Genomic DNA, 24059 nt, shown 5'->3' with positions numbered 1-24059 from the left:
GTATCTCCCATTCAACAGAAGACTACCTGTATATTCTAATAAGCATCTGTTCATGGCTATTTGTTTGGAAAAAACTTATCTACATTTGATTTTATAACGAAAGATTTTATAGGCTTTTCATAGGGGCCAATAATATCAAGTTCGTTAATAGCTCTTGAGATCTCGCTATCAACTGCCCCGGATAACTGTCCTGTTAAAACCATAACCATCGCATGCTTATTTCCTGATGATCTGATTTTTTTAATTGTATTGAAAACGGTTTTATTATCTACAATCCAATCTAATATGTATGCATCGAACGGGGTTTGTTCGATAGCATCATCTAATTCATCTATACTATAGAATTCCTTTATTGTGTATCTATCCCCTTCAAGAAGAGATGATAGGCTCTGGACGATATTTTTATCGTCATCAAGCACAGCAATTCTATGCTTTTCTTTGTCTATTTTTTTTGGAATAATTTCGATTAAATCAATATTCATTTTTGATTCAAATAGCACATCATCACGGATACTGCTCGTTTTAACAACATGCCACACATCATTTATTTTTAATGCAGAGTAATTTGTCGGTTCCGATGGGTTTTCAGAAATATAGATCTTACAGGGCTCATTCAATTCCCCATCGCTCCAAACTGCCTCATGAACTTCAACATCCTTATTAGATTGTTCCTGATAGTAAAGTCGAAAAAAATCATCCAGCCTCATACCAACGGAATGCACAACTTCAAGCAACTGCTGAACTCGCCATTCACTTCCTCCTGCCAATTTTTTAGTGGCCGCAGTAGAAGACATCTCAAGGACATGCCCCACATGCATTGAATGTTTCTTCTCCGGTACGCCACCACTCGTTAGAACTTTTGCAACCAGATCTCCGACCCAGTTTGTGTTGTTATTCATCACTTTTCACCTCTTGTTTGGAGCGTCACGCATAAAGTAACTACAGGTATAAGGCAGAGGCATTTTATCAGTAAAAACAATCTTTTCCGATAACTTTACTCCTAAAGGTTTTAACCTGAGGTTGTGAATTTGCCGTATAACTCAACCACAGGTTGACATGTGCAGATGGTTCTATAACATATGCGTTAGAGTTACACATATGCACAACCTGGGGTTGGTTTGTTGCTGTGGCTATAAAACAGCGCCTGGGAAGGGGTGAGCTCGAAGTTCAAAAAGGGATGTAAGTCAGTAGCTATTACACCGTGGCTTGCCCATCACTTTTTTGTATACGCAACAATGTTGGTTTTTTTAAATTGCTCTTTAACAATGTGTAAAATCGAATTGATACAGAGTTCCTATTTAGACCCCTACGCAAAAATGCGACGTATCAAGCGGGACGATCTGTCGCTTGAGAAGGTTACCTCTGTGAAAGCAGACGTGGAACGGGCAACACTGATACGGTAAACGAAGTATCTAGCGTAATTATAAAGTATTGATTAAAGCCCACTGAAGAGTGGGCTTTGCTTAATCACTTTTATATGCCTTCCGGCAAAAGCAAGAGGAGAAATAATGGCAATTAATGCGCCGCCTGAAAAAAGGAAAAACCGTACATCAGATAATGTCATTTACATTGGTGCTGAACGTAAAGATAGAATAGATCAAATGACTATTGAGATTTCTTACAGTACCAAGAAGAAAGTCTCTACAGCTCGTTTTTTCCAATTTTTAATTGATCATTATGGAGAAAATGCAAAGAATGAATTTATTGAAGCGATAATAAAGTCGGATGATTCCTGACCTTATCTAAGTTTCCGTCTAGCACCTTTCCTGACGTATCTATGTATATTACTTTGTTTTCTATCAAGTTAAGTGTTTCGGTCTAATACCCCCGTTTCGTCGGAGCCATCATTATGAAACATCTACTTCCAGGGCTGCTTATCCCCGCAGTTCTGGCTGGCTGTGTCTCACACTCAGCCAGCACTGACGCCCCTGCCAGCATATACATCGATGGTCTAATCGCAGACAGCGCTCAGACTATCAGCCAGGCCCAGACCGGCCTTCACCAGACAGGACCGAATCCGGCCCGACCGGTATCCCCTACTGCACTGATTAAACCGTTACCACCTTCAACGCCTGTCAGACCAGGAGTGATCGAACCTTACCGAAGCCCGTCCCTTCCGGTATCGCAAAACGTTCAACTGCCGGTACTGAGCCATGTTTCCTACAACGGGCGCCCGGGACCTTTATCATTCCCGCAACGCGCTGGTTACGCCCGGAACATTACCGTTCAGGATGCCGCACAACGCATCATTCCTGTCGGCTGGTCAGTCAACTGGTCCCCGGGTCTGGAAAAAGTGCGCCGGCAACGGGTGAACCTGTCTCTTAACGATCAGTGGCCGCGCGTACTCAATAATCTGGTCTCGGCGAAGTCGCTCTACGCGACGGTTGAATGGGGACAGTCACGAATCACGATAACCTCATACAGCCCCCGACCTCGTCTCTTCAGCCATCAGTAACGGGAGGGGTCCATGAAACTGCCGGCAATTTTTCTTTGCTCCCTGCTTTTTCTGCCCCAGGCGCAGGCCTACTGTTTTAACTATGCCGCATCGAAGTACAACCAGAACCCGCTCGTCGTTGAATCCATCGCAATCTGGGAAAGCAGCCTCCGCCCTGACGCTGTCGGCCGTAACTACGATAAAGCCGGCAGGCTGCTCAGCTCTGATTATTGCCTCATGCAAATCAATACGGCGAACGTCCGGGCGCTGGTATCGATGGGTGTCATTTCTTCTGCTGACGATCTGTTAAAAGACCCGTGCTTATGTGTTCAGGCCGGCGCCTGGGTGCTTGCAAAACACCTGAAAAAATGTGGTAACACCTGGCGTTGTCTCGGCTCCTATAACGCCGGTTTCTCAGATGACCCGAAACAGGAACTAAAACGTCAGAACTACGCCGCAGAAATCCGCTCCATCTACGAACGCCTGTACGCCAGGCAGCACCGTGCCAGTTAAACCGCACAGACTGAGGTTCCCCATGATAGAAAAGCTTCTGGCCACGGTAGTGGCTTCGTTCATGCTGGCCGGCTGCCAGCAACCGAAATCCGTCATTACGGCGCCGTACGTTCCGCCGGAAAAAACGTCACAGAACGTCTCGGTAGTGCGAGCTCAGCAATACCAGCTCTGGGACGAGAAGGTCATCAATATCCGCACACCGCTACCGGCAGACACGATATACGCTAACAGCACGCGCCTCTCACTCGACTGGGACGGCGATGCGATCGAACTGCTGGCCCAGTTGGCCAGACAGCGCGGTCTTCAGTTTAACTACAGCGGCGTCCACCTGCCGTTACCGCTGAACATTCATGTCCGCGATATGACGTTCCAGAATCTGCTGCGCCTTGTCGAATCGCAAATCAGCTGGCGTGCCACGCTGCACCAGTATCCGGGCCTGCTGCAGGTCGAGTTTATGCCGGTGAAAGCAACGCCGGGGGGCCGCCGATGAAACATACCGCTATCGCGCTGCTCTGTCTGTGTGTCGCCGGATATGCGATGGCAGACGACAGCGAGCCGTCAATCCCACAGGGTATGGAACACTACCTGGACATCAGCAATGACAGTGAGAGTGACATCACTGACGCCCGGGCCGCCGTCATCCGATCAGCAGGTCACACCATCGGATTCCGGGGCGGGAAAGCGCAACGTGCATTTGAGCTGGTTAACGCGCTGAAGGCCCGGGAAAGCGCGCTGAATGCCCTGTATGACTTCAGAACGCTCGTCAGTCAGGAAGGCTGGTTACCGCCTGTCATCGACGAAGCGCAGGATGTGGCGCATATCACCGACGATCAGATCCGCACCGCAAGCCGCGTGTACCAAATCATTCTGCCGGAACGCTTTGTCAGTAACCCGCCGTCCTGGCGCCGCTGGTTACTGGCCGGGTTGAGCACGACATCCCCCTCTGCCCAGGAAGGTGGCGTCATCCCCAAAAACAGTGATGAACAGAAAATCTGGCAGGAAGCGGTGGAGAAAGGCTGGCAGGACGGACGTGACGGTGCCGATCACACGCTGGAGGCCAACTTTAACCGCCTGACCCGGGATTACCGGGGCATGTTGCTCTACTCACGCCTGTTGCGGGAAGGCTATATCTCTCGCCCGGAAATTACCGAGCAACAACAGAGCGTCAGCGGCGGCCATAAAAAACTGGTCACAGGCGATCGCGTCCGCAATCTGCGCAGGCATGCCGAGTTCAATCCAAATAAAGGTCACTGGAAACCGGTCATCAACACGGAGTCACACCATGAATCCCACCAAACCTTCTGATCCCTCCACCTCCGATCTTGAAATGTTTGATTTCGGTGGTGCGGTTAATGTGCAAAGTTACAAAGCCTTTCTGGTATGGGCAGCCAAAAATGCCGTCAGCGACATTCACGTTCAGGGCAGCAACCCCATCGTCATCGAACGCTATGGCCGGATGGTACCGGTGACGCCCTTCTCGTTACCGGACAATATCCTCTCGGACATTATTGACGGATTATTTGACCCGGAACTTCGCGCTAAGGTCCGGGGAGGAACCCCCCAGGACCGGGCCATACAGCTCGATGGGGATCAGAATAAACGCTATGGCCTCGATCGCGGTGAACGCCTGCGCTTTCGCTGCAATGTTGTGCAGGCAACCGCAGCCAACATGCTGACCACCTGTGCCATGACACAGCGCGTCATCCCGACAGCCATTCCTGAGCTGGAAGCGATGGGGATCGAGCCGGACCTGTTTGAAGCACTGCTGCCCCATAAAGGCCTTGGTCTGGTCTGCGGTGAAACCGGGTCAGGGAAAAGCACCCTGCTGGCCGCCATTTACCGTTACTGTGCGAACCTCTTCCCTGACCGCAAAATCACCACCGCTGAGGATCCGGTGGAGTACATTATCGGCCGTAAAGGCGATGTGCTGCCGGCGACACAGCTGGAGCTCGGCCGGGATGTTGCCACCTTCGCTGAAGCCATCAGGGCGGCGCTTCGCCGGGCACCGTCCATTATCGGCGTCGGGGAAATGCGCGACACCGAGACCATTCTGGCCGCCGTGCTGAGCGCACTGTTAGGTCACCTGTGCCTGAGCACCCTCCACACGGATTCCGTTGGCGAAACGATCCCCCGTCTGTTAGCCGGTATCCCGATTGAAATCCGGGAGGCGACGGCACGCGATGTGATGGGCACGATGCAGTACATCATCGTCCAGCGTCTGCTCAGAACCACAGACGGCAAACGTCAGGCGGTACGCGAATACCTGGTATTCGACCAGCCTCTGCGAAACGAAATGGCTCAGGTGCCTTATACCGAATGGGGCCACCTGCTGAACCGGAAAGTGCGGGAGAAGAAAGGCCGCATCGCTGATAAAGCCTTCACGCTGCTCCGGGAGGGCATCATTGGCCGCGATGAAATGCTCTCCGTTGTATCGCCTGCAGAACTTCGGGAAATGGAGGCCTGCGTATGAGAAGCGTGGAAAACCGCTGGCGTGAATCCAGCCGGCCGCTGACCGTTTACGGTGTCCCGGTCGGGATGTTCCTGATCTATCTCGTCTGGTGCAAGTTCCCGACCTTCATGACGTTGTGGATCTGCACGGGCGTACTGACGTTCTTCGGCGTTATCGCGCATTTCGGCTGGTCGTGGCCGGTGTTGCTGCAACGTCTTCTACACATGGTGCGGGGAAGCCGGAAGGCCGGTCGTCCCTGGTGGTATCGCCGCTTCTATGAATAATTCAGCAGGTATCGTGTATGGCTCAGCATGCTCAGGTCGCAGACCGACGTTTGTGGCTCGCAGTACCCCATGAAGAAAAAGATGAAGCCGTCGCCGCAGGCGGCCTCGCCAGTGACGGCAAACCCAATATCAGCTGGTCACCGGACGATAAGCTCTGGTATGCACGGGAAGGCACCGCCTTAGCAGGCATCCGGTTATGGCTCCCTGATACTTCCGCGCGGGCAACGGGTGACGCCGACCCCCGGGTGGAGTTTGCTGACAGGTTAAAGGAAGCCGGTTTCATCCTGGAAGGCCTCCCCGTCATGGACGGGAAATGGCACCGGGCCAAAGTCGAAGAGGATAAAAAAGGTAAATCACACCGGGAAGGGGGCGGTGCCTATAAAGGGTTCACTGACGGCCATCCCGCCGGCATTTTTGTGAATTATCACCGTTCGTCGGAAAAAGAAGTTTCCCGGTGGCGGGCTCAGGGGGGAGAAACGGACCCGCTGACACGGCTGCACATTCGCGCTGCAACCCGCCAGGCGCAGGACGATAGCGAACGTGTCCGGCAGCAGGCCTATGCGGAAAAAGCCCGTGCGGCCAGCCAGCTTTATGACCAGCTGGCCCCGGCGACAGACTCACATCCTTATCTGATGCGTAAAGGCGTTTCCGCCGATCCGGCATTACGTGTCACCCGCAACAACCGACTGGTAGTACCGTTTTATAACCAGGACGGTGAATTTCAGTCCCTGCAGTACATCGCCGAAGACGGGGAAAAGAAACTCTATTCTGAAGCGCCCAAAGCCGGCAATTTTTTTATCACCGGCGGCATGCCGGTGAATGGCCAGCCCATTTTGTATGCCGAAGGGTATGCGACGGCCAGAAGCCTCACTGCAGCGACAGGCTTCCCGGTCGTGATGGCCATCGATGCCGGCAATATGAGAACGATAGCGGAAGGATTCGGACAGCGGTTCCCCGACAGCCCGCACTTCTTCATGGCCGATATGGACCTGAAGAAAAACGATAACAAAGACGATCTTTACCTTGCCATTCAGTCCTCCCGTTTTGTCCCCAGCGATCCGGGTTTCTATATGGATGAAGAAAAACTGAAGGAAATGAAGGGACTGTTTATGGCGTTACAGGCCGCCGATCGTGTGCCTGACGGACATGTTGTGATACCGCCATTTACTGAGCAGGAAATGAAAGCAGGGTTGTCTGATTTCAACGATCTCCATTCAGCTCGCGGGCTGGATTCACTGAAAACCGTACTGGCGGAGACACCCGGCCTTGCTGCACATCTGTATCACCCGGAGACGCAAACAATGACAGTTCCAGTTGAAAAGCAGGCACCTGCGCAGCCCTTCCCTGAGCCGGTCCCCGCGTATGACAACGTATCACAGGAAGGGCCTGACAATACCAGCGCAGATATGGAGAGTTATGAAGCCATGATGGCTGCGGAAGCAGCAGCTGCACCGGAAGCAGCAGCGGCACCGGAAGCAGCAGCGGCGCCCACCTTCGCCAGCCTTCTGAAAGTGACCTCAGCGCCTGCGGAACCAGAGGTATCTGCAGATCCGGCGGCAGATGACAATCCGGCACCGGTAAAAGCAAAAACCACGGCAGAAAACGCGACGACCGCTGCGAATGAGCCGGATGAAACTGAAAATGCCATCGTATGGGGGCCCCGCGCGCCGGGCGAAGGTAACTTCACCCCGGAGACAGCGCCCGCATCAACCTTAATTGATACCAATGCCCTGCTTCAGCGCATCACGCATGAAATGCAGAGCAACACCGTGCTGTACAAGCTCGATGGTCAGCCGGCATTTCGCGATCATGGCAACCGGATGACAATGGAAACCCCGGATGCCAGTAAGCAGGATGACATGGTGATGGCCGCGCTGCTCACGGCAATGCAGCATTATGGTCGCAGGATCCAGATCACCGGCAGCGAAACCTTTCAGACGAAAGTTATCGGGCTGATTGCATCACACGGGCTGGATGTGCAGATGCGCGATCCGGTACAGCAGGCCATGTTAAACGAGGCGATCAAACAGCAGGCCGCTGACAGGCCGGATGTCCGCGACAGTATCAATGCCACGCCCGTGATGCCTGCGGATGCGCCCGTTCAGACCAGTCCCGGCAAAAACGCGCCCGGTCCAGCACCGGCAGGCGAACAACCCTCCCCGGTCCCGCCCGGTGGTACGGCCGTACCGCCGGTTAAGGCCTCTGAACCGGCGGGGCAACCACCTTTAGCGACGAAAGCCGAGGACTTTAAAGACGGCGTGAAGGGGCGCCTGCTGGAGCATGGCCGGGCGCATTACCAGTTCAATGAACGGAACAGCATGAACTATTACGTTCATCTCGAAACCCGCGAGGGAGTCCGGGAGGTCTGGGGAAAAGAGCTGGAACAGGCCATCAATCAGAGCCGCGTCAGTGAAGGTCAGGTCGTCAGTCTGAAGTTTGAAGGGAATAAACCTGTCACCGTCAATCAGCCCGTCATGAAGGACGGAAAAATCCAGGGATACGAACAGATCACGGCGCACAGAAATTCATGGAGCATGACGCCGCTGGTTAATCCCCGCGTTCGCCCGCCGGCGACACCCACTACCGGGGAAACACTCTCCGCGTATGACCTCCATGAGTACAGCAAAATACAGGCCCGTCTGTTGCGCACCGTGCAGGCAGAGAACGTGCCACCGATCGTTGGGCAGAAAAATAACCTGCTGTGGATACGGCCCGACGGGCGGGGAACGGGCGATGCCGGCGACCCGGCCACGGTAAAACTTCCAGCTAAAGATAGCCAGTCCACGACCCCGGTCGTCAGCGCCTGGCGGGATGACGGACAGCTGGCACTGCACCTGGTCAAAGGGCATGGCCCTTACCTGCAGGGCATTGCGCAGATTAACGGACAGTACCAGCACGTCCTGGCTTCCATGACGGGAAATCAGAGCAATGCCAGTCTGATTATCAACGCGATAACCCCTGATGGCCTCAAAACCGTGGGATACGGACAGGCCTTAAACAAGGTGGAAGGTAAGCCCGTTGCGCGGGATGCCATGGCCTTTCGTTTCGCGGGGGAGGCCGGCACGGACAAAAAGCTGATTGGTAAGCTGGAAAATCCGGAAACCTTACCCCGGACTATCCACGCCAGACTCGGATTTGATGAACCTTTCCGTCCCGACACCGACTACCCAAAGTCGCAGCCCCGGGCAGAACATCATCACAAGGCCGCACCGGGAGCCGGACGCCCGGGGTAACACGCAGCACCCGACCCTCATGAGGAATCCATTATGCCAGTACAAAAAACACTGGGCGCCCTGGTTGTATGCGCCCTCTTCCTGACACCCCTCTCGCTGCAGGCCGCTACCTGCCGGGCTGCCACCGCGGCCGAGAAAGGCAGTGACACGGGATACCAGACAGCAAAAAAAGCGGCCGAAGCCTGGTATGAACGGGAATCAGATGTCTCTGACTCCCTGCAGAGTTGCCTGGATAAAATCAGGACCCTGTCCATTACCATGCCAAATTTCAGCAGCCTGTCTTCCATTCTGAACGGCTATGCGGATGAAATTTGCAGCACCGTGGTCAGTAAAGTGAACAGTTACATCCCGTCCAGTATTGACCCCTGGGATGAGTTAACCGACTAACCCCCGACCGTCCCCTTTTCTTACGGAAAAAAACGCCATGAATACACCCGCGACAGGGGGCACAGACTCGTCTGTGCCTCAGACAACGCGTTCGCTTTCAGCGCAGGAACAACAGGTCTACGACGAAGCCATTCGCCTGCAGAATGAGCAGGCGCTGGGGGCGACCTTCGCCCGTAAGCTGCTGACATCAAACCTCATTCTGGGCACCGCGTTCCTGCTCACCACTTCCCTCAGCGGTGTGACGCTGTGGAAAGTGTATCACCCGGATAATCACTACTTCGCCACGGAAAGCGGCCGTGTCACACCGATTTATCCGCTGAACAAACCGGCCTGGTCGATGGAAGACATTGCTGGCTTCGGCGCCGACACCATCCAGCGGGCTTTCACGATGGACTTCGTTCACTACCGTCAGCAGATGACATCGGTGATGACGCGCTTTACCAATCAGGGATACGCCGATTATTACAAGGCGCTGACGAGCTCGAACGTGCTGAAGATGGTGCGCGATCAACGCATGAACCTGTCCACCACCGTCTCGCCGGGGGTCGTACACAGCCAGGGCATTATTAACGGGATCTATACCGTCAGGGTTCAGTATCCCGTCTCCCTGAAGCTCGATGGCCAGGAGCGCAGCCTGCCTGCAGCGAATTACATCATCGAGCTGACTATCCAGCAAACCGATCCACGGGAAAAGCCCCTCGGCCTGGAGGTCAGGCAGACCATCATGACTTCCAGTCATTAACGGAGAACGCATGAAACAGTATTTTGCACTCTCTTTACTCGCCGTGATGTGCTGCAACGTCGGGGCGGTGGAGACTCAACAGACCGTGGTACCTAACTCTGCCGATCCGATACTGGTCACTGACGGCCCCCAACAGGATGCCGCGCTGATGAATAAAGCCGGATTACCGCCGCAGCCCGCTGAACAGCCACCGGCGCCGCCGGTGCAAGCGCCAGAAACCACTCAGGCCGCACCGCCATCTGCATCAACAGTCGCCGCGCCACAGGCCAGTTCGCAGACGGACCCGGCACCGGCGGCGACGCCAGGCAGTGACGAACTCCCGCCGCCTTCGCCGCTGTACAGTGCCGCGCAGAAGCAGGTTGCGCCCCTGACACCGGATGAAGTCCGACAACTGCGGGGGCAGAAAGAGAATATCAACCGGGCGCTGGCTTCCCCGGCGATGACGGTGGTACCCCGCATCAGTGCGCAGACGGTGAATCTGTCACCGGGTTCCAGTCTGCCTCTGGTCCGCACAGCGGTAAACCATCCCAGCAACCTGAGTTTTACCGATGCTACGGGCGCCCCCTGGCCTGTGACAGGCAAGCCGACGAACCCGATGACGAAGGACTTTGATGTGTATTACATCCCGGACTCACCCATCGTCACCATTGTGGCCAAACGGCCCTATGCGAGCGGCAGCATTACCGTCCTGCTGAAAGGCCTGTCCGTACCGATTTCGGTGGAAGTCACCAGCGGTGACACCGACAGCCAGTCCCGGGTGTGGACCGTCGATAACCGTCTGGATCTGCGCATTCCGCAGCGGGGACCGTCCGCCAGCCCGATGGCCGCGCCGGAATCGAAAATCGGCCTTTACGACAACACGCTTCAGGCCTTCCTGGATGGTACGCCCCCGAGGGAGGCACACCGCCTGAAAGCGACCGGGCAGGTGCCTGATACCACCGTCTGGCAGCTGGGCGACGACCTCTTTATCCGGACGCGCGCTGAGATAGTCGATGAGTTTGATCAGACGCTGTCCTCCGCTGACGGGATGCACCTCTTTAAGCTCCCGGTCACGCCCTATGTGACGTTCTCCGTGATGGGGCGTTCTCAGGCACTGAACATTACTCTGGAGTGAAGCATGGCCAACGAAAATGACGCAAGTCGCGATAAGACATTACTGGTCGGGCTGGCTGCCCTCGTCTGTGCCGGCGTTGCCGGAGGGGGCTACCTGCTCTGGAACCACTTCTTTGCCCCGGCGCCGACACCTTCCCGTATCAATGTGACCAACGTTGCCAGTGCGGGGAAACACCAGAGTGCAGAAACTGAGCAGTACCGTCAGCTCCTGCACGAATACAACCGGGAGGGCGCCAGTGCCGCACGGGCGGATAATTCCAGTTTTATAGCCAGTATCCCGGTAGGCGGGAGCACCCCGGTGCATACCGTGGAAGCCCCCCCGAAAGAGAAAAAGCGGAAGCCCGCTCACGAGGAAAAACAGCAGGAGAAGAAAAAGGACGAGGGCCTCAGTAAGTCAGACCAGGCCGCCCTGAATAAACTCCTCGCATCAATGGACACGTCGGCACAGTCGCCGGATCTGCAGCAGGTCTCTCTGGCCGTGGCAACCGAGCCGGGCGCTGCCGCCGAAGGCAGTCAGGCCAAATCGGCTTACGCTGACTGGACATCGTCCATCATGCCCCGGACAACCGGCGGGGGTTTATCTGGCGGGGGGGAAAGCACGGCCCCGGTCATCGAGCTGATCCCGGCTTATACACGTGTGCCCGGCTCAGTGGATTTTGGTATTGATTCCGACAACAACCATTCGCCGGCGGTCGTCAGGCTCTATACCGGCCCCTATAAGGGGGCGGTGTTGAAAGCCTCTCAGGCACAACTCGGCGGGGACGGCATGGTGATCCACATGACAACCATGTACTGGAACCGCAAAAACTACCGTGTTGACGCCTATGCGCTGAAAGACGACACGCTCATGGCCAATGTGGCCACTGACGTGAATCACCACTATATGTCCCGCATCCTGTTGCCGTCGATTGCTGCCGGCATCGGTAAAGCCGGTGACCTCTATGCGGATGCCAATACCGAGATCCTGACCAACGGCTACAGCACGGTGACCAGCCATGCCGGGATACCGGATGGCGAGGCGGTGGCCGGCGTGGTAGCCGGTGGCGCCGCATCCAATGCTGCTGACGTACTGAAGTCGGACGCTGCCAAAATTTCACCGACTCAGGTCACGGTGGATGCCGGCCAGGCCGTTTATGTCGAGTTTATGGCTGCTGTCACCACGGCCGATGAAATCAAGCCTCGCGGTCAGAACACCACCGGCAACACGGCCACCCCGCAGGACAGCCATACCGACAACGCACTTTCGCCGGTCAGCCCTACGCTCGCACAGCTACGGGAACAAACGCAGTCACGCATCCGGACCCAGTCACAGCCTGAAAACACGTCGGAGTAAAACAACATGAATGAATTTAATCATCCCGCCACAGACAAGGATGATCAGCCAGATATATCGGCTATCGTGCAGCATGAGAAACCGAGTCTGAAATATCTTATTCTGGAGAAACAGTATGTTATGGGACTGAATGGTCCCTGGCTTATCGGCATTCTCATCGCCGCCACCCTGGCCATCTGGTATCTCTTTGGCACAGCTACCCCGTCTTCACAGGATGAGCTGAATGCGGCGGCCGGCTTTGAAAACGTTCCTCCGGCAGCCTCACAACCAGACAACCGGTCAATGTCCTCAACACTGTCCCCGCCGGCCGGCGATAACGTGAAAGAGGAAGTGGCCACGATGGTGAACGGTGTCAAAACCTACGCGGAAGCCAACCGTACAGCCATCCAGCGGCTGTCCGACACCGTGAAAACCCTGCAGCAGCAGGCGGCCACCGCGCAGCAGCTGCAGAGCCAGTATCGGGAGGAGATCAACATCCTGAAGTCACGGGTGGCGACACTGGAGGTGGAGAAGGTCAATACCGCAACGTCCGCCCCCCATCGCCCGCGCCTGCTGACGTCGGGCATGAAGGTCAGTTCAGTCCAGGACGGTGCGGCGTGGATCTTCTGGAAAAACAAAACCTGGGCCGTCCGTGAGGGCGATACCCTGGCTGACGGTAAAGTCAACATCATCCGGATCGATTCGGCAAACCGCCAGGTATTCACGACTGAAGGCGTGATCCGTTAAGGGGGATACATGGTTGATGCCCTGACGGCACTGGTCAACCTGGCCAGTGCGATCCACACCAGTGGTAACCGGTTCATCTTCGCCCTGGCCGTTGTGCTTGGCATTTATGGGGTGATGTTCGCACTGACCAAAGAGGCCCGACTGGCCCGCCAGGTGCCGGGCCACAACGGTACGGGAAAAATCATCGGCGTCGTCATTCTCGGCGGCATGCTGATAGGGCTGTCCCAGATAATCAATGCCGGGGCCGCCCAGCTCGGCTGGTCTGATGTCACCTTTGATGAGGTCTCGTATGTTTCCACCGACACCTTTGGTCAGGGTGCCGATGCGGCCAATGCCCTGCTGACGCTTCTCCAGACGCTGGGTATAGCCTATGCACTGTCCGGCACACAGCGCATCAAACGTTCACTGAAAGACGGCCACACCGGTCTGTCAGCCGGTGAAGATGTGGGAACCGGCGCCGTGAAATTCATTACCGGGGTGTTTCTTATCTGCGCCCCGACACTGCTCGATGCTATCCAGACCAGCCTTGGTCTGTCTCTCTAGTCTGTCCTCCGCTCTCGCGGAACATTTAAACCAAAACTACCTATAAGGAGACGTTATGTCTGCAATCTTCGATCGTGTCTTAAAAGCTTCCATCACTGCACATGAGCTGCGCCATTCCATGAAACGTAAATTCACTGCCGGTATGGCAAGCCTGGTGGCGTTAACCCCGCTCAGCGCCCTCGCTGACGGTACCCTGACCGACATGGTTGATGAGGGGGCGAGCGGGATGAGCGATGTGGAAAAAGACGCGCTGGTTTTCGCCGAAGGTGTCGGCGTACTGATCGTGTTTGCGACCATCATCGCCATGAAGAACAAGGAGAAAAGTCCGCACATCACCACCAAAGGCATCATTATCGGCTGGGTTGTCGGGATCTTCCTCATCGGGCTGGGTGAAATCGTTCGCCGTTCGCAGAGCCAGGTGGGTCTGACCGAAGTCACCGTCGGTTCCGGTAGCTAATCATCACAACGGGCAGCCTTCGTGCTGCCCTCCGGAGGTCTCAGTGACACAAAAAGGTGTTGATGATGTCGCCTGGCTGGATGTCAGCGGTGATGACACGCCGCCCTCACCGGTTCAGGTAAATGCTGAATGTTGCTCACGGTGCCGGTGGCCCGCCCGGCGGCTTTTCCGGCTCCGTGAAGCAGAGAACGACGCGGTCTGTGCAGTCTGCTGGATAAGCCACAACCTGGACACGGCGTCAGCACACCAGGGCGACCTGTGCTGGTTACCGGGGCTTCATGCCGCAGACGTCGTGAACCTGCAACGGATCGCCTGTATCGCGGCCATCGCCGGCAACAGTCACGCGAAAAAACAGGGGCAACGGGTGCTGCTATGGATGCGCCGCCACAAACGGGAAACCGAACGCGCCTGGGATACGTCCCGCCCGGCTGAATTTGCGGCGGTGATGTCACGCTTACACCCGGATGACCGGCGGGCATTCCGTCAGCGACTGGCAGGCTGTCATCTGGTCCTGCCGGCCACCGTGTTCAGCGATCTCACATTGCTGCTGCCTGCCGGCATGGACGCGGACGCCCTGCTGAACACTCTCACACTCCCCAGGCTGTAGGAGCTATATATGTCATTAATGAATGCGGTTGAAGATTTCATCACCTCGGTCAGCCGGCACACGGTTTCTAATGCAATGCCGGACTACTGCGACCTGCGGACCATCGTCAATCTGACGGAGTCAGATCGCAACTTCTATCCGGATATGCAGGTCCCCTTTATCGCCGTTACCGACGCCGGCCATTATGCCTCTACTTTTGAGGTACAGGGTGGCTTCTGTGAAATGGACGAGGACGCCCCCGCCAGTCAGAAATTCAGTTTTGACGGGTTTATCAATAAAGTGGCCACGGCAATGGCCACGGATTTTAAATCGACGGGCCACAAAATCTCGATGGTGATGGAGAATGACCCCAACCAGGGCAATGCGGAACTGAAGCGCCTGCTGGCACACCAGTACCGCTCCATTGCCCGCACTGGTGTGAGCATGGCGGACATTCTGGATGAAAAGATCGCCAAAATTTCCCCGTGGGTAAGCCGTGAACGCGTCTGGCTGACCTGCTGGACGGGGCGAGAAACCCTTTCGCCTCAGGAGCTGAAAGGCGACATGCGTCGGATCAGCGGACTCGTCAGTAAAGCGCCCGGCACGCAGTTTGGCCAGGTCCCCGCGTTCTCCGAACTGACAGGGCTGAAAATTCGCCATGACGCCTTTCTCAACACGATAAAAACCGCCCTTTTTGACGGGGGGGATGGTCAGCTTATCGACCTGATGGATGTCCATCAGCTCGGTCGGGAAATTCGCCGCCAGGTGGACAGAAAGGGCACCGATGAAACTTACCGGCCGGTACTGGCGTCCGATCGCGTCAGGCCTCACGGAAAACGTAACCGGGAAGACGCTTCACCGCTCTTCGCCCCCTGGCTGAACTACCAGCTCATGGGCGTGGATGCCGACGCCGAAAACAACTTCATTAACATTAACGGCATGTGGCACGCCACGCTCTCCGTGGCGATGGGCCCACAGCAGCTATTAACCTTCGCTCAGCTGAAAGCCCGGATCCCCCGCTCCATACCGTACCGTATTCGCATGGACGTCATGCCGGGAGGACTGAAGAGTCTGTCATGGAAAGGCACCCTGCTCACATATACCGCTTATATCCCGCCACTGCGCCCCATCTGGGAGGCGGTGGAAGAACTGAAGAAGCGCGACAGTCACGATCCGGTCTGTGTGATGACGATAGTGGCTTCAACCTGGGGAGAAACGAAGGAAGAGGCAACGCTGAACCTCACCCTGCTGACCAAAGCGTTTCAGGGCTGGGGCGTCTGTGAGGTGACCAGTACGTTTGGTAATCCCTACCGTGCCTGGGCGTCAACGTTACTGGCGGCCCGGACCGGTGGTGGTCCACACAACCTGTATCCACCGCTGAAAGATGCGCTCAGCCTGCTGCCGTTAAGCCGGCCCGCGTCAGCCTGGTCCGATGATGCCTCGATTGTTTTCCCGACCCCTGACGGCAAAATCATTCCGGTGGGGCTGGCGTCAGCTAAGCAGAATAAGCACACCGAGGTGATTGTCGGTGAACCCGGTTCGGGTAAGTCGCTCATCATGAACATGCTCAGCAATGCCATTGTGTGCAACGCCCAGCAAAAACTGCCCTTTATCGCGGTTGTCGATAAGGGCTACAGCGCCCAGGGACAAATCCAGCTTATCCGGGACAGCCTGCCCCCGGAACGCAAGGATGAAGCCATCGGCTGGGCACTGCGAAATCACAGCGATCACTGCCGCAATATGTTGGACATCCAGCTGGGTGCCCGTTACCCCATCGCCCCGGAACTAACCTGGATGAAAAGCATGCTGACCGCGATGTGTATTGACTCCAACACCGGTCTGCCGCCTAACTCCCGCGATATCGACGTCCTGCTGGAGCGGGTGATTACGATGGCCTATCGCGATAAGGATGAAACCAGCCCCAATAAGTTTTCAGACGGCGCATCGCCGGAGATCACCCGGGCGTTAAAAGCGTCCGGCCTCTGGACCCGGTATGACGAGGAATGGTGGGACGACTGTCCCTGGTATGACGTCCGCGACATGCTGTTCAGCGCCGGCTACGTGAAAGAGGCCCAACTGGCACAGTTCCTCGCCGTGCCGGAACTCTCCGACATGAGCGAGTACATCAACAGCCCGGAGATCAAAGCGAGCTTCGGCAACGTCTTTCGTGATAACTCCCGGGAGCTGCTGACAGAGTATGTCGCCCGCGTGATCGGCCAGGCTTGTAACACTTATAAAATGCTGGCCGGCCGGACCCGGTTCATTATTAACCCGGCCACCCGCATTATTGCCATCGACCTGAATAATGTCGTCGGGGATAAAAGTGCTGAAGGGCAGTTGCGTACTGGCATCATGTACCTCTTCGCCGGCCAGGTGAGCGGCGGAGACTTCATCCTGCCGCAGTACCGTAAAGAGCTGATGGCCGCGGTACCGGAGATGTACCGGCCGATGCACATGGAAAAACTGGATCAGCTTGACCAGGAAGTGAAGTCGAAATACTACGACGAACTCCACAACGCTTCGGACGTGCCGTTCATCTTCCCGATGCTGGAAACGCAGGACCGTGAACAGCGTAAATTTGGTATCCGTACCGTGTTGTGCTCACAGTACCTGACCGACTTCCCTGACACGATCCTGAAATCGGCCAACTCGGTGTATCTCATGCACTGCCGCCCCGAAGATGAACGGGCGCTTGTCGACCACTTCCAGGTACCGGAAGTCACCATCCGGAAGTTCATGCAAATACCGAAAGGCCCGGCCGCTGATGGCAGCGGGACGAGCTTTCTTGCCGTATTCCGCACGAAAGCCGGTCGCATCGCCCACATTCTGAAAAACACCGCGGGCCCGAAAGAACTCTGGGCGCTGAGTTCATCGCCGGGCGACACCGCCCTTCGGGATTATCTGTATGAGGAACTGGATGGCGCCACCGCGCGCGACATTCTGGCGGAAAACTTTGAGCACGGTTCGGCTCAGCGTGTCATTGAATTCCGTCGCAAGAAGGCCGGCGAACAGGACGCCGGGAACGTCACCCGCCATCTCGCCCGGGAAATTATCGAAAAACGCGGTTACCGCCTCTGAGGTGAATCCATGAAACGAAAACTTTTAGCCGCCGCATTGTCCATCGCATGCGGACAGGCTCTTGCTGCCTACCCGGTTAGCGTTGTTTCCAGTGTGCCGATCACAAGCCAGGTTGTGCCCCATCTGACAACGATGCAAACCACGCTGGCAGAAATCCTGACCACCAACACGGAAATCGGCAGCGCCATTACCCAGGCGAGCGATAAAAACACGGCGACCCTGACAGAAGGCTTCCAGGCACAACGTCAGGCGGACAATTTCGGCCGTGAAACCGAACGTCTGGAAAAGGCACGCGCCAGCTTTAGCGTGCCGGACAGCATCTGCAGCGAATCGGCGTCCGGCGTGGCGCATCAGGTTCATAATACTGCCCGGGCCACCGCGTCCTCTCTGGCGTCAGGAAGCGGGATCAGCAACTCGGCCATTCAGAAAGCCGTGGCTTCCGCGCCGGTTCTCCCCGCGCAGGATGATTACCGCAGCGCCGCCATTCACGCGAATTACTGCACCAGTGCCGAATACGCGGTGTATGGCGGCACCGCGCTGTGCCAGTCGGTGTCCTCCGACATGCCTGGCGGCGACATCCAGGTCCAGTCGCTCTATGACGGTGCCGGTGCCGCGGGTAAAGAGTCGGAACTCACCTTCAGTGATGACCAGATCGATGCCGGGATGGCGTACATGCGGAACAGCGCGAAACACAGTCCCGGGCGCACGCTCGGCAAGGGAGAAATCAAGAATGAAACCGGCTGGCAGTACCAGGGCCTGCTGACGCAGTACAAGGCGATTCAGAGTGCCGCCCAGCAACCGCAGTTATCGATGATTGCGGACAGTAAACCCAACAGCAGCACGACCACCGCGCTGAAAGAAGTGCTGGAAAATGCATCCGCCAGGTCGTATTTCGATGACACCGCGTCAGATCTGGCCAAAAGCAACTACCAGATGTCAGCCCGCGAGTTTGAAAGTTTCGAAGTCGGCCGCCGGTATGCCAATACCGATTACCAGGAAGACCTGCAGGCAATGGATGGCGATAACCTGATGCGCGAACTGATCCGGGTACAGTCACTGTCAAATTATCTGCAGCTCGGCATTAAGAACCAGCTCAGGGAAAGCAACATTATCGCCGGCCAGCAACTCGCCCTGGCGGCTGACCGGGAATATCGCCCGCAGTTGCAGGCACTGATGCAGGAAATCAGCGGAGGCGTCGCCAAATGACACACAATGCCCATGATGACCAGACCGAAGCGGCCGGACAGGCGCTGCGTTCAACGGCAGTAAAAAGGGCCCGCAAGGCCCTTTCCTTGTCGGTCTCGATTTTAACGCCCATTAACGACATGCGCCGTATGGGGGCGGACGTCAGCCAGTCCGTGAAGACCAGTATCTCCCGGCTGAAGGCCTTCCGGCGTCAGGCGCGCGAGGAAAAACGCGAGAAGCTGACATTTGAACAGGCTGTCCAGGCCAGTGGCTACAGTCTGCCGCAGCTGCTGTGGAAGTATCGTTTTCTCAAGCGACTGTGGTGGGTGGTCGCCGGACTGTTCCTGGTCCTGACGCCCGTACTGATGAGTATGATATTGCTGACGGCGTCCACCCTGCCCCCGATGACGTTCTGGCGGGCGATTATTTTTGTGGTGATCTTCGCCGCGCTGGCCAGTCTGGCGGCACTTAAAGTGGTGATATGTCAGTACCGCCTCTGGCAGCTGCAGCAACGTCGCGTCAGTGACGAAGAAGGCGGACGCTTCAGCGATTTCCTCCACCACGCACACTGGATCAAAGACGCCCTGAACCCTGTCTGAACGGATCCCTCTGTTCTTACTCATTTACGCGCAGGTTTTCTATGAAACTATTTAAGCAGCCCCTGCAGGGTCTGTTGCTGCTGCTCGTCTCACTGCCGGCGCTGGCCGATGACGTGACGTACAGCACCATTCGTGACGCTGCTGAAAATTCAAGTGACCTCTCCCGCCAGGCGCTGGTTACAATCTTTGGCGACGTGGTGACGTCGCCCTTTACTTCAACAGATACCACCGTTATCGGTTCCCTCTTCGGTATCCTGAACGGTGTTATCTGTGCTATTGCCCTGTTCTGGTTTCTGACGGTTACCCTCAAAAGCATTGTCAAAGCGGGTAATGCCGGCAAAGTCTTCGGCAGTACGCGCACCGCGATGGCGCCCCTCATGTCCTTTGTCGGGTTCATCACCCTGGTACCGACAACGAGCGGCTGGTCGCTTTCGCAGCTGGTCATGCTCTGGGCGGCCTCCATCATGGGGGTGGGCGGCGCCAATCTGCTGACAAACAAAGCTGTGGATATGATGGATGACGGGTATTCACTGGTCACGCAACCCGTCGCCAGCTCGACGAGGGATGCAGCCCAGCAGATTTTTGAGATGAACCTGTGCAAGTATGCCATCAACGAACAGCTCAGCGGCTTCTACGACGATGCCGGCTCAGCGAGCACGTCAGAGATGAGCACCTCCGGCAGTGACGGCAGTTATGAAACCAGCAACGGCAGCGCCTATTGCGGGACCGCGAAAATCCCCACGACCACGCGCAGCAGCAGCTGGTCGGTCTTGTTTGATTCCGATGTGGATACCGACGCCATTGTTGATGCGCAAAAGTCCGCGCTGGAAACCATGCAGACGACCCTCGACAGCGCCGCGCAGACGTTTGTCAGTACCTATATCAGCAAACGTGATGATGACTCCGGTACGCTGACCGATGCCGAAACCACCATCCAGAATGCAGCAACCGCCTATGAGAACACCATTAACTCCGCACTCAATCAGATTGACTATGAAGACACCCTGCAGAGCAGTCTGACCAGCAACATGAAAACCTACGGCTGGATCGCCCTGGGTGCCTGGTATCAGACGTTTGCGACCGCGAACGCCAAGACCTCCGACGTAGGTAAATCAGCACCGACCGTCAGCGGGCCGACAGGACTGGGGGAAATGGGCAACACCGACCTCTACCAGCAGGTGTTCGCTGCCTACAACGCCCAGCTGCAGAACAGCAGCTACACTGCAGCACTCGGCACCCAGACCAGCAAGAAAGACATCGAAACGGGGCGGGCAAAAGATCCGAAATCGGTGTTCGTCGGGCTGTTTAACAGCCCGATGCAAAAATTGACCAACTATATTGCGACGAAAAATATCGGACAAACCGATAACAGCAGTGAACAGGTTAATCCATTGCTTAAGATGAAAGCCATCGGGGACTACACCCTGGACACGGTCGGCACGGCCCTGACGGCCTATGTGACCATTCAGGGGTCGATTGCATGGAGCGGTAATAATATCGTGGGACGAATCACGAACGGACTGACCGGCTGGAAAGCTACAGTCGCGGCGGTGGTGCAGGCGCTGTCCCCTCCGTTCTACTTCCTGCTGCTGATCCTGTTCTCGGCGGGCTTCAGTCTGTCTGTGTTGCTGCCAGCGATCCCGTTCATCTACTGGATGACCGGCGTTCTGAACTGGTCCGTCAGCGTGCTGGTTGGCTGTGCCGCCGGCCCGATGTGGTCCGCCACGCACCTGGGCACCGAAGAGGATCGGGGAAGCCGCGCGGCCTACGGCTATGTCTTTCTTATCGACATGATGCTGCGCCCCAGCCTGATGGTGCTGGCCTTCTTTTTTGCCTCTGTAGCTATCGTGGCGGCCGGTACGATCCTGAACCTGCTGTTTGCCTCGGCACTGGCCAACGCACAGATTGACTCCTGGACCGGCCTGTTTACCGCCGTCGGCTGGCTGCTTATCTATGCCAGGATTTGCACCACCGTGGCCACCAAGGTGTTCTCGATGCTGGTCGTCATTCCGGATTACGTCATCGGCTTCCTGGGCGGGCGTGAAGGGGCCTCACTGTTCAGCGGCCTGAGCGATTCGGTCTCGAATATCTTTGCCGGCGTCGGGCGTACGGTTAACCCTGGCCGCATCCCGGGAATGGATGCTAAAGAGCGTACTCCCGGGGACAAGGATGGATTTAAGGGGTGAGAAACATACTCCGGATCAACAGGTTATGATATAATTTAACCATGAATTAACAATGAGGACTGCTTATGGCAAGCCAGCGGGAACGTACCGGCATGGAGACCTTCGTGTCACTGTTAAAATTCTGGGCCGCGATGATCTATCTCCCGATATGCCTGTTTTTTGCCTTCTTCCACACGATTTCTTCAGAAGATGGTGATGGGGAAATAGCGCTAATATTTTGGGCTCTTTTTGTCGCACCGTTCATCATTCGGCAGTTTACCCTGCAAAAACGCCGCCGCGCCCTGAACAGCGTGGTGGCGGCCGTCAGTGGTGAGGAGTTTATGCCGCAGAAAGGGAACGTCATCATCTCGGGCAACCGGACCTATCTGGGTGTGGATGCCATCCGGGGAACCCTGCTCTACGTCAGTATGCGCCGCAAGGGAGAATACGATGTGATGGGGATGGACATGTCCAGCTGGACGCGGGTGGCGTATAAGGGCGATGTCATCACCCTCAAAACCAAAAACCCGGAACTCCCCAGCGTCAGCGTCGATGCACCGGGCGGTGAGAAATATTCTGCCGCGCTGTATGACGTCATCTGTGCGATGGAGCACCGGCAGTATGCCGACCTGCAGTTCCCTCAGAAGGCCCATGAGCGTGCCCGTACCGCCCGCAAAGAGACCGGTCTGACGGTGTTCAGCTACACCTGATACCCCGTCGCGTTAACGTCCCCTCTACCATACCGCCCCCGGTTCCCGGGGGCTTTCAGTTTCTGCATCCCTGATCCGCTTATCGTATTAATGAGGTCCCTATGTCTCAGAACCGTCAGGCCGCTTCCGGCCATGATGACGCCTACGGCTTTCTGCTGATCCCTGCCGCCCTCGTGATTATCTGCTGGCTGTGGTTCAGTAAATTTGTATGGGTATCGTGCCTGCTGCTCTACTGGCTATGGGGGATGGTCGATTTTCAGCGTATCCATCCCTGGGTCGCGGAAAAAATCAAACTGCTGGCCCGTACCGGCAATCACGCTCAGTCTATCTCCTGGCATGACTGGTTCGCCGTGATGAATGAAACGTCCGGCATCCTGCTGATTTTTCTTCTCCCCATCGCCATCAGTGCGCTGGTCGGCATCAAAAACCATCCGTCCCGGCCGATGAAGAGCAAGCGTATCGTCAATATCCACACGCTGCCGCAGATCATGAGCAAATGGTCGCCGGCCATTGTGCCGGTGCTGGCAGAAAGCCGGTCGCCGGACCTGTTAATGAACGATGACGGCCCGGAACGCCGCTGGGCGGAAAAACCGGAAGAGTTCGCCGCCAGGCATGGTCTTATCGCCTCGCGCATACTGGACCGAGAAAAAGCCCGTGACGTTTTTATCTCTCAGCTGGGTACACGGTTGTCTGCCTCTCCGGACACATTGCAGGATTATGAGAAAGCCCTGTTTGCCGTGTTCGGCCTGCAGGTGTTGATGAATGACCGTAAGGCTGCCAAAAAACTGCTGGATGATCTGAACCGCAGCTGCCTCCCGCGCAACCGTAAAGAACGTAAGCGCACGAAAAATCTGTACCGTCCTGATTTTTCCCGAGCAGAAAAAGCCTTTCTGACGGTCTGGCAGGCGGAGGGGATGAAAGAAATCCATGCCACACACCAGTACGTCAGAACGGCTCTCAGCGGCCTGCTGGGCCACGATATTCGCCTGCCGCCGTCACAGTATCTCTGGCTGAAGCCCATCGATCGCACGCTCTGGTATGCCCTGCACGGTGCCGATACCGCCAGCGTGTTTGTGGAGGGGGCAGGCGTCATTGCTCAGACGCGTTTTGAAATCGTGGTACGAAAAGAGAAGCTGCCATTGCAGATCGATTATGTCGAATCCGCCATCGACGGGCTGCAGTACGAGCTGGAAGGGCTGGGTCTGGTGCATGAGCGACGCGTGAAAAAAACCGAACGCCGGAAGAAAGCACCTGACTGGTTACCCCCGACGCTCAGCCAGGACAGCTTTACTGACCTCCAGGGCGATGAACCGGAACCTGCAGAAGCAGAACAGCCTGAAGATAATGCTGCTGCAGCGGAGGCGCATCCCGACCAGGACGCCGGGAGACACACCGGGCCGTCCACTCCCCCCCTCACTGATACCGCCTCAGCTGCCGTATCGACCGTAACCACACCTCACGTATCACATGACGCCGCAGCCTGTGAGGCGACGGACGACGATGAACCTGCTTTTATATAAGG

At 56.2% G+C, this 24059-nt stretch carries 23 protein-coding genes; 22 read left to right on the top strand and 1 reads right to left on the bottom strand.

Features of this window, described 5'->3' with window-relative positions; translation table 11 throughout:
• Window positions 1-56: 56 nt before the first annotated feature.
• Entirely contained in the window at window positions 57-899 is an 843-nt protein-coding gene (locus AC007G_RS25565) for a helix-turn-helix domain-containing protein (RefSeq protein WP_032440572.1), read from the bottom strand.
• Window positions 900-1508: 609 nt separating this feature from the next.
• Here AC007G_RS25565 and AC007G_RS25560 point away from each other — a divergent pair.
• From AC007G_RS25560 to AC007G_RS25455, 22 genes are all read left to right on the top strand, one after another.
• A complete protein-coding gene (locus AC007G_RS25560) occupies window positions 1509-1736 on the top strand; it encodes a hypothetical protein (protein WP_032440573.1) in 228 nt (75 codons plus the stop codon).
• 350 nt (window positions 1737-2086) lie between these two features.
• Window positions 2087-2455, top strand: a complete 369-nt coding sequence (locus AC007G_RS25555) for a hypothetical protein (protein WP_136129316.1) — start codon at window positions 2087-2089, stop codon at window positions 2453-2455.
• 12 nt (window positions 2456-2467) lie between these two features.
• Window positions 2468-2947, top strand: a complete 480-nt coding sequence (locus tag AC007G_RS25550) for a lytic transglycosylase domain-containing protein (RefSeq protein ID WP_064357937.1) — start codon at window positions 2468-2470, stop codon at window positions 2945-2947.
• A gap of 22 nt (window positions 2948-2969) precedes the next feature.
• Window positions 2970-3437 carry a DotD/TraH family lipoprotein gene (locus tag AC007G_RS25545; RefSeq protein ID WP_032440575.1) on the top strand — a complete coding sequence of 156 codons (468 nt, stop codon included), beginning with the start codon at window positions 2970-2972 and terminating at the stop codon, window positions 3435-3437.
• On the top strand, window positions 3434-4252 hold the full coding sequence (locus tag AC007G_RS25540) for a type IV secretory system conjugative DNA transfer family protein (protein WP_064357938.1): 819 nt from the start codon (window positions 3434-3436) through the stop codon (window positions 4250-4252). The genes AC007G_RS25545 and AC007G_RS25540 overlap by 4 nt, the downstream gene beginning before the upstream one ends.
• Window positions 4230-5417, top strand: coding sequence for a plasmid transfer ATPase TraJ (gene traJ, locus AC007G_RS25535; RefSeq protein WP_081042498.1), 1188 nt, complete (start codon window positions 4230-4232; stop codon window positions 5415-5417). The genes AC007G_RS25540 and traJ overlap by 23 nt, the downstream gene beginning before the upstream one ends.
• On the top strand, window positions 5414-5680 hold the full coding sequence (icmT, locus tag AC007G_RS25530) for an IcmT/TraK family protein (protein ID WP_032440577.1): 267 nt from the start codon (window positions 5414-5416) through the stop codon (window positions 5678-5680). The genes traJ and icmT overlap by 4 nt, the downstream gene beginning before the upstream one ends.
• Window positions 5681-5697: 17 nt before the next feature.
• The gene (locus AC007G_RS25525; protein WP_064357941.1) at window positions 5698-8913 is read left to right on the top strand and encodes an LPD7 domain-containing protein; all 3216 of its coding nucleotides are present in this window, start codon (window positions 5698-5700) and stop codon (window positions 8911-8913) included.
• A gap of 33 nt (window positions 8914-8946) precedes the next feature.
• Window positions 8947-9300, top strand: a complete 354-nt coding sequence (locus tag AC007G_RS25520) for a hypothetical protein (protein WP_064357942.1) — start codon at window positions 8947-8949, stop codon at window positions 9298-9300.
• A gap of 73 nt (window positions 9301-9373) precedes the next feature.
• Window positions 9374-10042, top strand: coding sequence for a DotI/IcmL/TraM family protein (locus tag AC007G_RS25515; RefSeq protein WP_196548568.1), 669 nt, complete (start codon window positions 9374-9376; stop codon window positions 10040-10042).
• A gap of 10 nt (window positions 10043-10052) precedes the next feature.
• Complete coding sequence (locus AC007G_RS25510; protein WP_479466717.1) at window positions 10053-11156, top strand: DotH/IcmK family type IV secretion protein; 1104 nt, start codon at window positions 10053-10055, stop codon at window positions 11154-11156.
• 3 nt (window positions 11157-11159) lie between these two features.
• Complete coding sequence (gene traO, locus AC007G_RS25505) at window positions 11160-12488, top strand: conjugal transfer protein TraO (protein WP_064357943.1); 1329 nt, start codon at window positions 11160-11162, stop codon at window positions 12486-12488.
• A gap of 6 nt (window positions 12489-12494) precedes the next feature.
• A complete protein-coding gene (traP, locus tag AC007G_RS25500) occupies window positions 12495-13214 on the top strand; it encodes a conjugal transfer protein TraP (protein ID WP_064357945.1) in 720 nt (239 codons plus the stop codon).
• A gap of 9 nt (window positions 13215-13223) precedes the next feature.
• Window positions 13224-13757, top strand: a complete 534-nt coding sequence (gene traQ, locus AC007G_RS25495; protein WP_064357947.1) for a conjugal transfer protein TraQ — start codon at window positions 13224-13226, stop codon at window positions 13755-13757.
• Between the two features lie 55 nt (window positions 13758-13812).
• On the top strand, window positions 13813-14214 hold the full coding sequence (locus AC007G_RS25490) for a DUF6750 family protein (RefSeq protein ID WP_032440588.1): 402 nt from the start codon (window positions 13813-13815) through the stop codon (window positions 14212-14214).
• Window positions 14215-14257: 43 nt separating this feature from the next.
• A complete protein-coding gene (locus AC007G_RS25485) occupies window positions 14258-14821 on the top strand; it encodes a hypothetical protein (protein ID WP_064357949.1) in 564 nt (187 codons plus the stop codon).
• A 9-nt stretch (window positions 14822-14830) separates the two neighbouring features.
• Window positions 14831-17878: a hypothetical protein gene (locus AC007G_RS25480; RefSeq protein ID WP_064357951.1), complete on the top strand. Its 3048-nt coding sequence runs from the start codon at window positions 14831-14833 to the stop codon at window positions 17876-17878.
• A gap of 9 nt (window positions 17879-17887) precedes the next feature.
• Window positions 17888-19084: a conjugal transfer protein TraW gene (gene traW, locus AC007G_RS25475; RefSeq protein ID WP_064357952.1), complete on the top strand. Its 1197-nt coding sequence runs from the start codon at window positions 17888-17890 to the stop codon at window positions 19082-19084.
• Entirely contained in the window at window positions 19081-19662 is a 582-nt protein-coding gene (gene traX, locus AC007G_RS25470) for a conjugal transfer protein TraX (protein ID WP_064357954.1), read from the top strand. Before traW ends, traX begins: the two co-directional genes overlap by 4 nt.
• Window positions 19663-19703: 41 nt before the next feature.
• Window positions 19704-21848 carry a DotA/TraY family protein gene (locus AC007G_RS25465; RefSeq protein ID WP_064357955.1) on the top strand — a complete coding sequence of 715 codons (2145 nt, stop codon included), beginning with the start codon at window positions 19704-19706 and terminating at the stop codon, window positions 21846-21848.
• Window positions 21849-21913: 65 nt separating this feature from the next.
• Complete coding sequence (excA, locus tag AC007G_RS25460; protein ID WP_064357957.1) at window positions 21914-22537, top strand: plasmid IncI1-type surface exclusion protein ExcA; 624 nt, start codon at window positions 21914-21916, stop codon at window positions 22535-22537.
• A gap of 101 nt (window positions 22538-22638) precedes the next feature.
• A complete protein-coding gene (locus AC007G_RS25455) occupies window positions 22639-24057 on the top strand; it encodes a secretion/conjugation apparatus DotM-related subunit (RefSeq protein WP_071887238.1) in 1419 nt (472 codons plus the stop codon).
• The last annotated feature ends 2 nt before the right edge of the window (window positions 24058-24059 follow it).

This window comes from Klebsiella sp. CSG-1 (assembly GCF_056521145.1).
This window is presented reverse-complemented; position numbering and strand designations above follow the sequence as displayed.